We start from the raw sequence: 13,998 nt of genomic DNA, 5'->3' as shown, positions 1-13,998 counted from the left end.
CTCTATTTCAAGAGTAGCGTCAGCAAGTAACGAGACTCACTCTCTGTACCTGAGTGACATTCACATTGAAAACAATGCGCCACCAACTGAGCTACAGCCGCTTCATATTATTTACTCTATTTCAAGAGTAGCGTTAGCAAGTAACGAGACTCACTCTCTGTACCTGAGTGACATTCACGTTGGCAACGTGATGCTCTACCAACTGAGCTACAGCCGCTTCATATTATTCACTCTATTTCAAGAGTAGCGTTAGCAAGTAACGAGACTCACTTAACAGTATTAAATTGGAGCGGCTAACGAGACTCGAACTCGTGACATTCACGTTGGCAACGTGATGCTCTACCAACTGAGCTACAGCCGCTTTATTTAAGCGCCGCGCATAATAGCGCAAGCTTTTTTATAATTCAACTACTGACGTAGGATGAAATGGTACCCGGGGCCGGACTTGAACCGGCACGCTGTTACCAGCGAGGGATTTTAAATCCCTTGTGTCTACCAATTCCACCACCCGGGCAAAGTGGAGGCGGGTCCCGGAGTCGAACCGAGGTCCACGGATTTGCAATCCGCTGCATAGCCACTCTGCCAACCCGCCGTTTCATCAACCACGTTGGGTAGTCAAATTTAACTTCCTTATTATAATTGGAGCGGCTAACGAGACTCGAACTCGTGACATTCACGTTGGCAACGTGATGCTCTACCAACTGAGCTACAGCCGCTTCATATCAAACACTCTATTTAAAGAGTCGCGTGAGTAAGTATCGATACTTACTCTCTGCACCTTAGTGACATTCACATTGAAAACAATGTGCTACCAATTAAGCTACAGCCGCTTCATTTCGCTGACTCCCTGTCAACTGGAGGAGCATTCTACATAGAAAATTATGTGAGTCAACAATTTAATATCAATTTTAATTCAACTGGTTAAAAACCGACTGATCTGTCGATTTTTTACTAAATTTATGATTATTTTAATGCTTTAACACTGGCCAAGCAGCTTTAAAATAGCTCACCATTGTAATAACAGTAAGAACCGTCGCGATATAATAAAAAGCATAAGCTGCGAACATTAAAATTTCATGCGGAAAATTAAAGAATATTAATGGTATGTCATAATTGGGTTGCCAAATTAGCCCCATCACCCCCAACATTTGTGCCGCTGTTTTATATTTGCCTAAGGTAGAGACGGCAACAATATCTCGTTTACCTTTTGAAGACATAAACTCCCGTAAGGCGCTAATGAATATTTCTCTGGAAATCATAATCATTGCTGGCACTGCAACGTACCAGACTTCAAAATCAGCCGCGATCATGATTAATGCAGCTGCAACCATCAGCTTATCAGCGACAGGGTCTATAAATGCACCAAAGGCCGAAGATTGATTTAATCTACGTGCTAAGTATCCATCAAGTGCATCACTTACTGCCGCTAACCAGAAAATAGCAAACGCACCAAAATGACTCCAAGAGATAGGTAAGTAAAAAACAATAATAAAAACTGGAATTAAGGTAATTCTAAATAATGTAATTTGGTTTGGGATGGTCCACATATTACTTCTAGGCTCATTAGTATATCGATTAACGTAGCTGTCAAAAGTCTACGAACAAAATCGTTTCAGACATTTTACACAACTGGGGTTAATTGTCATGTAAAGCATTATAAATAGTTTCAGCAAGTGACTTACTGATCCCAGGTACTTTAGCTAAGGCATTTTTATCCGCGGCCTGTACTTCTTGCAAACCACCAAGAAACTTCAATAGTGCCTGCCGTTTTTTAGCACCTATTCCTGGTATTGTTTCTAATGTAGACTTTTTACTGGCTTTTTGTCTTTTAGCACGATGTCCTGCAATAGCAAATCGATGCGATTCATCGCGAATATGCTGTACAAGGTGCAACGCGGGTGAAGTGCCAGGCAATGAGATTAATTGGTGCGTACCTGCTAATATAAGTGTTTCTAACCCCGGTTTTCTAGACTCACCCTTGGCAACCCCAACTAATAAAGGCGTATTATTTAAGCTCAGTTCAGCAAAAAACTGTTCTGCTTTAGCCAGTTGACCTTTACCACCATCAATAAACACAATATCTGGTAAATTATCTTCGTTCGTCAGTTTTCCATAACGTTTATTTAACGCAAAAGCCATTGCTGCATAGTCATCACCGGGGGTTATGCCAACAACATTGTATCTGCGATAATCGCTTTTTAGCGGCCCTTCTCTATTGAAGACTACATTAGAAGCAATAGTTTGCTGTCCCATAGTATGACTGATATCAAAACATTCAATACGTTGAATACCATTCCCCATTTCAAAGACTTCATTTAATGCATCAAATCGACTTTGCATTGATTCTTTATGAGCATTTTTACTTTGCAAAGCAATTTGTGCGTTAGTGTTTGCAAGCTTAATGTATTGCGCACGTTCAGATTTAACTCGGTAAGACATTTTCACATCAAACCCTGCTTGTTGCGTTAATAATGCAGCTAAGTGTTGACTATTTTCTATTTTAAAAGGCACCACAACTTCTTTAGGTGTATTACCTGTTTCTAGAGAGTTACCAAAATAATGTTGTTGAATAAACGCTTCTAAAACTTCTTGGTCATCAGTATCAGAAGGTACGGTTGGGAAATAGCTTTTACTACCTAAAATTTTATGATCACGTATAAATAATAAGTGAATACACACTTGAGAATGATGACGATAATAGCCTATTACATCCAATTCAGCCGCAATACCACTAACAAATTGTTGCTGCTGTACTTTTCTCAATGTAGAAATTTGATCTCTAAAACGCGCTGCTTTTTCAAATGCTAATTCAGTACTTGCATGTTCCATTTTGTCGACCAAATCTGCGATGACATCAGAACTTTTCCCGCGTAAAAACAACTTTGCCAAATTCACTTGTTCTTGGTAGTCAGACTCGCTAATTTTATCGACACATGGCGCGGAGCACCTGCCTAATTGGTATTGCAAACAAGGCCGACTACGAGCACGATAATAGCTATCTTCACACTGGCGTATAGGAAACAACTTCTGCATTAAACGTAAGCTTTCCCATACTGCACCTGCGCTTGGATACGGGCCAAAGTAATCTCCTTTTACTTTTTTACCACCGCGGTGCAATCCAAGTTTTGGATGCTTATGATCAGTAATTAATAAATAAGGATAAGACTTGTCATCTCTTAATAAAATATTGTATTTAGGAAGGTACTTCTTAATGTAATTATTTTCTAAAATTAACGCTTCAGCTTCCGTATTGGTGACGGTCACATCGATCGCAGCAATTTGTTTCACTAAAGCACGCGTTTTATTACTACCTACATCTTTTCTAAAGTAACTGGAAAGTCGCTTTTTAAGTTGTTTCGCTTTACCAACGTAAATGACCGTACGTTTATCATCATACATACGATAAACGCCTGGCTGCTCAGTTACCGAGGCAAGGAAAGCTTTATGTTCAAATGTGGTTAGTTGTTCTTGAGACAAAACAAATTAAAGCGTTTCGGTTTTTAACATTCCATGCCTAATAGCAAGGTGAGTAAGTTCAACATCATTACTAACCTTTAACTTTTCAAACATACGATACCGATAGCTGTTAATCGTTTTAGTACTTAAAATTAGCTGCTCTGAAATATCAGGTACTTTTTCACCTCTCGTGATCATCAGCATAATTTGAAGTTCACGTTCAGATAATACATTAAATGGGTTTTCATCAGGTGATTTAAACTGATTTAGTGCCATTTGCTGCGCAATTGCTGGTGTGAGGTATCGTTGACCACTGTTCACAGCTCTAATGGCGTTTACCATTTCATCTGAGCCAGCGCCTTTTGTTAAGTAACCTGCGGCACCTATTTGCATCACTTTTGTAGGAATAGGATCTTCACAATACACCGTTAACACGATCACTTTAACATCTGGTGCATAGCGAATTATTTTCTTTGTCGCTTCTAAACCACCAATACCAGGCATATTCATGTCCATTAACACAACGTTTGGCTCATCCTTGCGGCAAAAAGCAACAGCTTCTTCACCTGTTTGACACTCGCCTACAACTTTCAGACCCTTTACGTCATCAAGTATTCTTCTAATACCTGTGCGTACTAATTCGTGATCATCTACTAATAAAACGTTAATCAAAAGACAAATACCTTACTCATATTAATAATAATTGTGTATGTTAAAGCCCGTTAAGAATATAGCGAAAGCCAAACCAACACAACGGAAAAAATAGCACTCTAGCGTATTTTATTTAACTTATTGGTCAATTATAGCCGAGTACGTGGGTTATAAATTATTTTTTTTCAACCAACTATTAAGTAATGCAATTTGACCATTTTTATATGCCGCATACGTCAAACGAATAGCATTACTCATAATGATACTATCATTCCAACCTGTTTGTTCTGTGATTAACTGATAGCATTCTTTTGCTTCTTGCGTCATGTATCCACGTATTTCTTGTTTTCCTCGCTCTTTTTGACGTTCGCGATACCGCTTTTGTTTTTCTGCGTTAGATAAAGGTTCTTTTTTCATATTATTCAACTTGTTAGCTTAATATATATTAACCAAAAATCGGTTATGCGTTACCGAATTTTAACTGTAGAACCACATTTACACAAACAAATAATTAAAAATTTAACTGTTCAGAGTTGTTTAGTGTACAAGTGTTCGCTAAAGTAGCGCCTTTGAAATTTAGACCAACACATTGAAAAGCTAATGGCACAACAAAACTCATATACTAAAGAAGAACTCGTTTTAGCGGGTACAACAGACTTTTTCGGTGAAGGGAATAGTAAATTACCTGCTGATAACATGTTAATGATGGATCGAATCAAATTAATCACAGATGAAGGTGGGTTATACGGTAAAGGTGAAATCATCGCAGAACTTGATATTACTCCTGACCTTTGGTTTTTTGACTGTCACTTCAAAGGTGACCCGGTAATGCCTGGTTGTTTAGGTTTAGATGCTATGTGGCAGCTTGTTGGTTTTCATCTTGCTTGGTCAGGTGGTCCTGGTCGTGGCCGTGCTTTAGGTGTCGGTGAAGTGAAGTTTACTGGCCAAATATTACCAACTGCTAAAAAAGTGACTTATAAAATTAACCTAAAGCGCGTTATTAAACGTAAACTCTTTATGGGTATTGCTGACGGAAGTGTTTTTGTTGATGGTAAAGAAATTTACACGGCTAAAGATTTGAAAGTAGGTTTATTCGCAGACACTTCTGCTTTCTAAGTAACCGTTTAACAATCGCTAACGTTAAAAATATACTGCGGTAAGCGTTAGAGTAATACGAAATATTAAGGCCAAGTATTATCACTTGGCCTTTTCTTATTTAATGCAGGGTAAATTCTAACCTAGCTATTTCTCGAGTTTAACGAAGTAATTAACCGTTCAAAGCCCTTTTCAAGATCTTCAATTAAATCATCAGGATCTTCTAAACCAATGTGCACACGAATTATAGGCTTTTGATAAGCGACTTTTGTCGCTGTTCTAAGGCGTTCAACATTATTCGCTAGAATTAAGCTTTCGAAGCCCCCCCATGAAAAGCCCATTTTAAAATGCTGCATACCATCTAAAAATTCGTTCATGGCAGCCATATCTCCAATGTTTAACACAAATGAAAATAAACCGTTTGATCCTGTAAAATCTCGTTTAAAAATTTCATGTCCCGGGCATGATTCAAAGCAAGGGTGTAACACCGTATCAACTTCTTCACGTGCAGCTAACCAATGGGCAACTTTTAAAGCATTCTCTTGGTGTTGCTTTAACCTAACACCTAAAGTACGTATACCCCGTAAAGCTAAATATAAATCATCAGGTGAAGTACATTGCCCCATTAAATAGCTGTTTTCACGAAGTTGAGGCCAATATTTCTCGCTAGCAACTGCAGTTCCTAACATCACATCTGAATGACCAACGATATATTTAGTAGCCGCTTGAATAGAAATATCAACGCCATGTGCAAATGGATCAAAAAATATGCCCGCAGACCATGTATTATCTAACATAACAATACAGTCATGCTGATGAGCCACTTTAGCAATACTTGGTACATCTTGAACTTCCATGGTTATTGAACCAGGTGATTCCAAGAATATTAAACGCGTATTTTCTTTTATAAGTGCTTCAATGCCAGCGCCAATTAACGGATCGTAATATGTTGTTTCAACGCCAAACTTTGCTAATACGTTTTCACAAAAATCACGAGTTGGTTCATAAGTGGTATCAACCATTAAAATGTGGTCACCTGCTGAAACAAAGGCAAGTATCGCATTAGTGATTGCAGCGGTTCCCGAAGGATAAAGTGCACAGCCTGCTCCACCTTCAAGCTCAACCATCGCGTCTTGAAAAGCAAACGCGGTTGATGTGCCTCGGCGTCCATAGAATAATGTTTGATTACCGCGATTAGCCGCTGCTTGCTTCATCTGCTTTACAGAGTCAAACACCACCGTAGAAGCGCGTTCAACGGGTGGGTTTACTACACCACGTGTCCATTTGCTGCTACGACCCGCATTAATAATTTTGGTCTGTTTCTTCATATTACTCACTTTTCTTTTTAGCTATCTAGCCATCTAAACACAACATACTGGTTATTGAGTTGAAACGCACGTTATTTTTCAGTTAGTTCTGTTATTAGTTAATCATTAGCAATCTATGGTAAAAAAATACACATTCAAAAGAGCGATTGTTGAGGAGCCACTATTTGCTCGAAAGACTCTCCGATGAACGGTAAAATAGCATCGGCAACCGCCGCTAATTGACGATCAATATACAACTGATAGTCCATGGGAGCATTTACATAGCCAACGACTTGTGGCCCTGATGTGGTTAATACATATTCAACCCAGCCTTTATTTTGAAATCGTAATGCTCTACCCTGTTTCCTATTTAGCTCATCGGCCGCACGTGCTGCTTTTATGTGCGGTGGAACATTTTTTACATACAGATGTAATTTTCGACGAATACGTTTACGATATACCAATAAATGATCCAGCTCACCCTTTAAGGTTTGTTGAACAATACTCTGAACATAGTCGATAACAGGCTCGTCGTTGAATACTTTACGATACAACGATTGTTGAAACTGTTTAGCAAGTTGAGTCCAATCAGAACGTACACTTTCTAATCCTTTAAAAATAATACTTTCAATGCCATCTTTATTCACAATGCCAGCATATCGCTTTTTAGTGCCCACTTCCTGGCCTCTAATTGTCGGCATAAAAAATTTGATAAAGTGTGTTTCAAATTCAATTTCTAATTGGCTGGTTATCTTGTATTTACGGATTAGCTCTTCTTGCCAACGTTGATTGATCAAAACAGCAAGTTCATCACCTTTCATTTTACAAGCAGCTTGATCAAGTTCGTCTGGTACACTAACAAAAATAGAGTCTGTATCACCGTATATCACTTGAAATCCCTGCTGTTCAATCCATAACTTCGTGGTTTTTAGCAGTTCATGCCCACGTTTAGTGATAGAGCTTGCAAGTCGAGGATCAAAAAATCGACAGCCCGTTGAACCTAATATACCGTAAAAGGAATTCATAATAATTTTGATCGCTTGTGAAAGAGCATCATTGTGTTCAGCTTTTGCTTTATCACGTTCAGACCATAACTCTTCGATTATATCGGGCAAAAAGTGCTTTTCTCGAGAAAAATATGCACCGTCAAAACCTTCAATACTATGATCAGTATCGAGCAATCCTTCAACCATCCCCATAGGGTCAATATTGAAGGTACGTATGATGCTGGGATACAGGCTTTTAAAATCGAGAACCAATACGTTTTTATACAACCCCGGAATTGAATCCATAACAAAACCACCTGGCGACACTAACCCTTTCATACCATCACCTAAATTAGGTGCGATATAGCCAGCACGATGTAACTTAGGCAAATAAAGATTAGTAAAAGCAGCAACTGAACCACCTATTCTGTCAATTGACAAGCCAGTTAATTCAGCGCGTAATTTGGCAAACGACAATAAGTTAGTGCGTTCAAATATCCGTAACACCAATGCACAATCTTGTAAGTTGTAGGCTGCTAAGGCTAGTTTATCATGATGAAAATTATCTATGATTTCAGCCACTCGATTTTCAACATCTTCAACTTTTTTTCCAACACCGAGTAACTCTGTTGCCACGGAATCTAATGAAAAACTACTAAAAGAATACGTTGCCGTTCTTAGTAAATCGATTCCGTCTATGATCACACGACCATTAATATCAATAAAAAGCTGTTCACTTACGCGATTTTTTCTCCATCGTGGTTGTTTACCATCTCGTCCAATTGAAAAGCTTAATCGATATAAATCGAATCGTTGTTGTAAAGTTTGAAAATCAAAATTAATAACATTCCAACCAATAACAATATCGGGATCATATTCATGAAACCAGCGGATAAGTGCTTGAAGTAACGACTTTTCATTTGCAAACCATACAATGTGCGGGTAGATTTCATTAGCTTCATCTGTAGAGAGTTTATTAGAATTACAACCGGTATTTTCACCGATCATCAGTACTGTTTTAATTGATTCTTGCTGATCAGACGCTAAATAAAGCCCTATAGAAAATAATTCACCTTTTAACGTACATTCAATATCTAACGAAACTACAGAAAACGACACAGGAAAACGTAATTTATCTTCAACTAATGATCTCGCTTTAACACCAGTAAATACAGGAGGGTTACTGGGCTGTTCATCGATTGGTGATTGACATATGAACGCTACATTAGCCGTAATAAAACGTTCCATCAAATACCGTTCATCTGGCCTAATATCATCTTCATAACGTTTAATATCGTGATTTAACAGCACCTCACGGGCGCGATAAAAGTGCTGCATGGAATTGAAGTAGAAACCCGTGACTTGTTGCTGTTGAAAGGTTTTTAATGATAACGGGGTAACTTTATCAACTGTTATTGCAGCCGCTTTGAGCAGCGCAAGAGACTTATCAACGTTTTCATTTTCGATAAAAAATAACGCCTGTTCATCATAAATATTGATACAGCTAGCGCCATCTTTACTTTTTACCCAATAGGATAAAACGATACCAGCTTGACTGTCGTAAGCCTGCCTCGTCAAAATAAAGCCTTTAATAGTTTTATACGATTGCAGCAAATAAAATCCTTAAAGTGTTATCAATCGCACCAGCGAACTGGTAATATATACAGCATTGTAAATTAAATTGACGCTAGAATAAACCGTCTCAGGGAGTTAAAGCTTTCTATGCTTTCCGATAATATAAAACAAGCAATTCGAACGGCTTACAAAGCATTCGGTGAAAACCTAGAGAATTTCAACCCTAGAAAACAACAAACCTTTTTAATTGCAGAAATAGCAAAAACACTTGCCGGTGAATACAGTAAAGATCGTAAATTAATTGCGATAGAAGCAGGCACAGGTACAGGAAAATCACTTGCTTATTCTTTAGGCGCTATTCCACTGGCAAAAGCTAAAGACAAAAAGGTGTGTATTTCAACAGCAACCGTTGCTTTACAAGAGCAATTAGTGGAAAAAGACTTACCTTTTTTAAAGCAACATAGCGGAATTGATTTTTCATTCACTTTAGTTAAAGGCCGACAACGCTATGTTTGTCGACAAAAATTAACCGCTGCAGTTAGCGTCCAAGATTCGCCACAGCCTGGTTTTACCTTTGCTGAAAAGCCCTCTGAACGAGATTTAACGTTGTTAAAGCAATTACATAGCGCTTTAAAAGAAAATCGATGGCAAGGCGACAGAGACTCATGGGCAGACCCTATTCCACATCATATTTGGCAACTTATTCAATCTGATAAATACAGCTGTTTACGTAATGTAGCGGATCATACCCATTGTCCGTTCCATAAAGCACGAGAAACGATGGATAATAGCGATGTGTTAGTGATAAATCATAGCTTGCTTTTGGCAGATCTAGAAATGGGCGGTGGTAAAATTTTACCAGACCCAGAAGATACTTTTTACATAATTGACGAAGCGCACCATCTACCAAAAATAACCCGTGATCACGCCAGTGCTGCCATTGCCATAAAGGGTGCAACAGAATGGCTAGATAAACTCAAAGAGCTAGCGGATAAAATGGCGAAATTAATCAAATCTCAAAGTGCTATTTCACCGTCATTAAAATTAGCAGATGACTGCACAGATCTACTCACTGATTTGCAAAAAGTCCTCACCTTCATTGATGCTAACAAAAGCATCTATTTTGCCCCTAATAAGCGTACTAAGTTTTCAACAGACAAAGACAGTACCGTTTACCGTTTCGAACATGGAGTGTTACCTAAAGCCATAAAACAACCCGCAGAAGATTTAGAAGAACTTAGTAAAAAATGTTTAAACCACGCGAATAAACTGTATTTTCTTTTAATGGAAGCGGTGAAAGACGGTGAAGTAGCGAGTTATTTGGCAGAACCTTTATTATCTGAATATGGCTTTTTAAATCAACGACTGGAAAATTTTCATGCATTATGGGCCATGTATGCAAAGGTTGATAGTGAGAAAGCCGCACCGGTTGCCCGTTGGTGTGAACTCACCGAACATAAAAAACTTGATTACTTATTGGCAGCATCTCCTATTGAAGTCGGTTTTACCTTGGAAGATAAGTTATGGTCTAAATGTGAAGGAGCTGTACTTTGCTCTGCTACAATAATGGCGCTAAATTCATTTGATCATTTCCGCCGACAAGTCGGCTTGAGTAATACTGATGGTACCCAATATCAAAAAGTTGACTCGCCTTTTAATTATCAACAATGTGCACAATTAAATATTATTGATACGGAATACGAGCCAAGTGATGAACGGTTTAGCGATGAATTAATTAGAAGACTACCTAAACTTATTGCCCAAGGTGAAGCAACCCTAGTGTTATTTTCCTCATACTGGCAGATGGAAACGGTTGCTAAAGCGCTGCGTGAAAAAAATACATTGTCTATTTTGGTTCAAGGTGAGCAATCAAGACAACACATAATAGAAAGTCACAAAAAACACTGTGATAACAATGAAAACAGTATTGTTTTTGGCACACAAAGCTTTTCAGAAGGGCTTGATTTACCAGGAAAATATCTTACAAATTTAATTATCACTAAACTCCCCTTTTCTGTACCAACAAGCCCGGTGGAAGAAGCTCACGCTGAATATGTTAGCGCGAAAGGTGGAAACCCATTTATGTCGATTAGTGTCCCCGAAGCGAGCAAAAAGTTAATACAAGCGACAGGCAGGTTGTTAAGAAATGAAAAAGACACGGGTATTATTACCATTTTAGACAAACGATTAAAAACCAAACGTTACGGGCAAGATCTTCTCAATGCCTTACCGCCTTATAAACGAGGTTAATTATTAAATAAGCTAAATTTGCCGCAAGTAAAACAAACTTATCTGCTGATCGAACTCTTTGGATATGGCCCTATATCTTCAATTGCTAAGGCTAACGCTCTCTCTATGTCAGGCAACAGAGCTTGATGTCTTTTATGTAAATAATGATAACCTTTAAGCGTTGTTAACTCAGCTGTTTGATATTGATATTCAGGCAGATCAACATAATTACCGAAATCTTCTGATGTTATTGTTAATAGATAATCAAGGCGTTTACGCATAAACATTTCAGCTACTTTTCCCGCTGATGCAACTTCATAAATATTCGCTTTTTTATCGGCCATAAAGACTTTAGTCACATTCACTCCAGCGATTGTACCTATGGTTTTTCTTTTTTGATTAACGATAGTTGGATCACAGATAACATCAATTTGGCAAAATAACATTAATTTACCTGAGGCTAAAACAATAGGTACACGAATAAATTCAGGAATAGCATGCTCTACCAAAGAAGTACGTATTGTTAATGCATCAATATTGCCTTTATTGGCTTCAATTGCTCCTCTTCCTGAAGGTAATTGCATAAAAGTAATGCGAAAATCTAAATGGTTATATGCATGCTCTACATAATTCTTATACCAAAGCACTACCGGAGAGTCATTAACAACGCTGATTTTCATTGAGGTTTGCTCTGCAAAAACACTTGATTGGCAAAACATTAAAAGCATGATAAACAAGGTGTAAAAACATCGCATTCTTGCGGCTCCCGTTACTTCCGTGTTGCTATTAAGTATAGACGCTACTTTATAACATGCTTACTTAGGGGAGTTAAAAAATAATCTTTTGTGTACTGATCAAGTCGTTTCGGCGGGATTTTAGGAACGTGAATACCTATATGTTTATCAGCATTTAATACATTAAACAAAATATCGCGCCCTTGAGCTGACATAAAAAACCAATAAGGTGGAAAATTCACATTTACACGAGTTTTAGACCAATGCAATTTGTAGGGTAAATAATGTGTTATGTCAGGGTCTGCATCTCCCATATGCATAATGGTATTATCATTATTAAACGTCACTCTAAACACTAAATTTTCTACATCTGCTCTTGCCGGCCAACCAGCATGAGGGATCCTCACCGCATCAACCGTTAGGTATTTTCCGTTATACTCCCATGGTTCACTGTTAAAGGTTAAATCAATAGTATGCAGTTGTTCAGCTTTAATATTTGTTGTTTGATTCGTTCGCTGTTCAATTTGTTTTATTGCCTGATTAGCGGCAAAAAGTGAAACATGAGTATTAGCCGCTAGATACTTTATCATCATGTCTGCGTCAAAATGATCTCGATGGGCATGACTTATAAAAATTGCGCTAATATCGTTAAACGGTGGCTGGTTGTGCATAATTGCCGTTATTAAATGTTCTGGCACTTGTTGATAAAGTCCAAAATCATGGCTAAAAAAAGGATCAAATAATATTTTTTCATTACCTGATTCAATAAATAACGCTTCATTGCCTAAATAGGTAATTGTAGTCTTGTTGTCTATTTGGTGTTTTTTAACCGTAAATTCACGCGTGTCTTTGTTATACTCTGAAAAATCATGAGCAAATGTTGTGACGCTTTGGCAGAAAATAAAACCGATCAATAACCAACTCACACTATTTTTACTCATATTTTTATCATGCACCTTTAGCATTAGACTAGCCTCTAGACCTTATCAACTATAATACATCTACACAACATCCATTTATTAAAGGGCTGAGATTATCTTGGGCTGTTCAATACATAAAAAAACCAGAGCATTGCACTCTGGTTTAAGCTTGATAAAACTGTAATTGCACCTCCTTTAATTACTGACCGTTTTAATGCTAGTGTCTGAAACATGAGATTGTTGAAGCTTTATCACCACACGGCGATCATAAAAGCTCACTTGATTTTCATTACTGGCTACCACCGGAGCTTGTTCTCCGAATGCAAACAAATTAATCCTTTCTGCAGCTATCCCACGATCTATTAATGCTTTTTTAACGGCATTCACACGTGCAATTGATAATGCTTTGTTACGCGATTCGCTGCCTTGTAAATCGGTGTATCCTGATAAATCCACTTTAATTGTCGGAGACATTGCTAATAATTTCGCTAATGCATCAATTTGACTTTTATAATGCGGCTTTAACGCGCTTTCACCCGTGGAGAATTGAATACTCATTAATAAATTTTCCGCTTGAAGTTGCGAAGCATTATGTTGCTGTTGTTGCATTGCCATCAGCTCTTGTTGATACTCTTGTTCAGCTTCTTGCAGTTTTTGTTGATAATTTTTCATCGCTTGCTGATAATCTGATTGTGTTTGATCCAATTTCACCGTTAGCCCCTCACGCTGTTCGTTAGCGTTATAGTGTTTAGCCGCAAAAGCGCCTACGGCACTTGAAACAATTGCTCCTAACGGCCCTGCGACAATTGCACCTATTACGGCTCCTGAACCAAAGCCAATATGCACATTTTGTTTTTCTTCTTCATGAGTTAATAATTTTGCTTCTTCGTTAGTGCTTGCTGCAAAGGATTGTGGAACCATTAAAGCACCTAGCGTTAAACCGATGACGACATTCTTTTTTACTGTGTTGTTAGTTTTCATTAGCATTCCTGTTTTAGTCATTAAGTATCTTTTCGATGAAACTATTTAACCAAAAGAATCAGGC

The 13,998-nt window shown here is 38.0% G+C and carries 11 protein-coding genes and 4 tRNA genes; 2 read left to right on the top strand and 13 right to left on the bottom strand.

Going from position 1 to position 13,998, the window contains the following annotated elements:
- Positions 1-285: 285 nt before the first annotated feature.
- The 8 genes from Q4489_RS12330 to Q4489_RS12295 all read right to left on the bottom strand — a co-directional run bounded on the left by Q4489_RS12330 (position 286) and on the right by Q4489_RS12295 (position 4,524).
- Positions 286-361: transfer RNA gene (locus Q4489_RS12330), tRNA-Gly, on the bottom strand.
- Positions 362-427: 66 nt separating this feature from the next.
- Positions 428-514 (bottom strand) — tRNA-Leu (locus tag Q4489_RS12325).
- Positions 515-518: 4 nt separating this feature from the next.
- A tRNA-Cys gene (locus tag Q4489_RS12320) sits at positions 519-592 on the bottom strand.
- A 48-nt stretch (positions 593-640) separates the two neighbouring features.
- A tRNA-Gly gene (locus Q4489_RS12315) sits at positions 641-716 on the bottom strand.
- A gap of 252 nt (positions 717-968) precedes the next feature.
- Complete coding sequence (gene pgsA, locus Q4489_RS12310; RefSeq protein WP_303480806.1) at positions 969-1,547, bottom strand: CDP-diacylglycerol--glycerol-3-phosphate 3-phosphatidyltransferase; 579 nt, start codon at positions 1,545-1,547, stop codon at positions 969-971.
- 88 nt (positions 1,548-1,635) lie between these two features.
- Positions 1,636-3,477, bottom strand: coding sequence for an excinuclease ABC subunit UvrC (gene uvrC / locus Q4489_RS12305; RefSeq protein ID WP_303480804.1), 1,842 nt, complete (start codon positions 3,475-3,477; stop codon positions 1,636-1,638).
- A 6-nt stretch (positions 3,478-3,483) separates the two neighbouring features.
- Entirely contained in the window at positions 3,484-4,128 is a 645-nt protein-coding gene (gene uvrY, locus Q4489_RS12300; RefSeq protein WP_303480802.1) for a UvrY/SirA/GacA family response regulator transcription factor, read from the bottom strand.
- Between the two features lie 147 nt (positions 4,129-4,275).
- Positions 4,276-4,524, bottom strand: coding sequence for a hypothetical protein (locus Q4489_RS12295; RefSeq protein ID WP_074498051.1), 249 nt, complete (start codon positions 4,522-4,524; stop codon positions 4,276-4,278).
- 183 nt (positions 4,525-4,707) lie between these two features.
- On the opposite strand from Q4489_RS12295, the gene fabA reads away from it, so the two are divergent.
- A complete protein-coding gene (fabA, locus tag Q4489_RS12290) occupies positions 4,708-5,223 on the top strand; it encodes a bifunctional 3-hydroxydecanoyl-ACP dehydratase/trans-2-decenoyl-ACP isomerase (protein WP_303480800.1) in 516 nt (171 codons plus the stop codon).
- Positions 5,224-5,345: 122 nt separating this feature from the next.
- On the opposite strand, the gene Q4489_RS12285 is transcribed toward fabA, so the two are convergent.
- Positions 5,346-6,530, bottom strand: coding sequence for a cystathionine beta-lyase (locus tag Q4489_RS12285; protein ID WP_303480799.1), 1,185 nt, complete (start codon positions 6,528-6,530; stop codon positions 5,346-5,348).
- 134 nt (positions 6,531-6,664) lie between these two features.
- The gene (locus Q4489_RS12280) at positions 6,665-9,109 is read right to left on the bottom strand and encodes a DNA polymerase II (RefSeq protein WP_368389604.1); all 2,445 of its coding nucleotides are present in this window, start codon (positions 9,107-9,109) and stop codon (positions 6,665-6,667) included.
- Positions 9,110-9,217: 108 nt separating this feature from the next.
- Between Q4489_RS12280 and dinG the strand changes: the two genes are divergently transcribed.
- A complete protein-coding gene (gene dinG / locus Q4489_RS12275; RefSeq protein ID WP_303480798.1) occupies positions 9,218-11,320 on the top strand; it encodes an ATP-dependent DNA helicase DinG in 2,103 nt (700 codons plus the stop codon).
- Between the two features lie 38 nt (positions 11,321-11,358).
- Here the strand turns inward: dinG and Q4489_RS12270 are convergent, their stop codons facing one another.
- The 3 genes from Q4489_RS12270 to pdsO form a co-directional block, all read right to left on the bottom strand.
- A complete protein-coding gene (locus Q4489_RS12270) occupies positions 11,359-12,054 on the bottom strand; it encodes a hypothetical protein (RefSeq protein WP_303480797.1) in 696 nt (231 codons plus the stop codon).
- 44 nt (positions 12,055-12,098) lie between these two features.
- Entirely contained in the window at positions 12,099-12,974 is an 876-nt protein-coding gene (locus Q4489_RS12265; RefSeq protein WP_303480796.1) for an MBL fold metallo-hydrolase, read from the bottom strand.
- 174 nt (positions 12,975-13,148) lie between these two features.
- Positions 13,149-13,934 carry a sortase-associated OmpA-like protein PdsO gene (pdsO, locus tag Q4489_RS12260; protein WP_303480795.1) on the bottom strand — a complete coding sequence of 262 codons (786 nt, stop codon included), beginning with the start codon at positions 13,932-13,934 and terminating at the stop codon, positions 13,149-13,151.
- Between the last annotated feature and the right edge of the window lie 64 nt (positions 13,935-13,998).

The organism is Thalassotalea sp. 1_MG-2023 (assembly GCF_030546745.1).
Classification (GTDB): Bacteria; Pseudomonadota; Gammaproteobacteria; order Enterobacterales; family Alteromonadaceae; genus Thalassotalea_C.
The sequence above is the reverse complement of the archived record's forward strand: the minus strand, read 5'-3'. Positions and strand labels throughout refer to the sequence as shown.

What these genes read in the sequence shown, in the direction of transcription:
- pgsA (WP_303480806.1), bottom strand. Translation starts at nt 1,547, where the DNA reads ATGTGGACCATCCCAAACCAAATTACATTATTTAGAATTACCTTAATT.
- Q4489_RS12295 (WP_074498051.1), bottom strand. Translation starts at nt 4,524, where the DNA reads ATGAAAAAAGAACCTTTATCTAACGCAGAAAAACAAAAGCGGTATCGC.
- fabA (WP_303480800.1), top strand. Translation starts at nt 4,708, where the DNA reads ATGGCACAACAAAACTCATATACTAAAGAAGAACTCGTTTTAGCGGGT.
- Q4489_RS12285 (WP_303480799.1), bottom strand. Translation starts at nt 6,530, where the DNA reads ATGAAGAAACAGACCAAAATTATTAATGCGGGTCGTAGCAGCAAATGG.
- dinG (WP_303480798.1), top strand. Translation starts at nt 9,218, where the DNA reads ATGCTTTCCGATAATATAAAACAAGCAATTCGAACGGCTTACAAAGCA.
- Q4489_RS12270 (WP_303480797.1), bottom strand. Translation starts at nt 12,054, where the DNA reads ATGCGATGTTTTTACACCTTGTTTATCATGCTTTTAATGTTTTGCCAA.
- Q4489_RS12265 (WP_303480796.1), bottom strand. Translation starts at nt 12,974, where the DNA reads ATGAGTAAAAATAGTGTGAGTTGGTTATTGATCGGTTTTATTTTCTGC.
- pdsO (WP_303480795.1), bottom strand. Translation starts at nt 13,934, where the DNA reads ATGAAAACTAACAACACAGTAAAAAAGAATGTCGTCATCGGTTTAACG.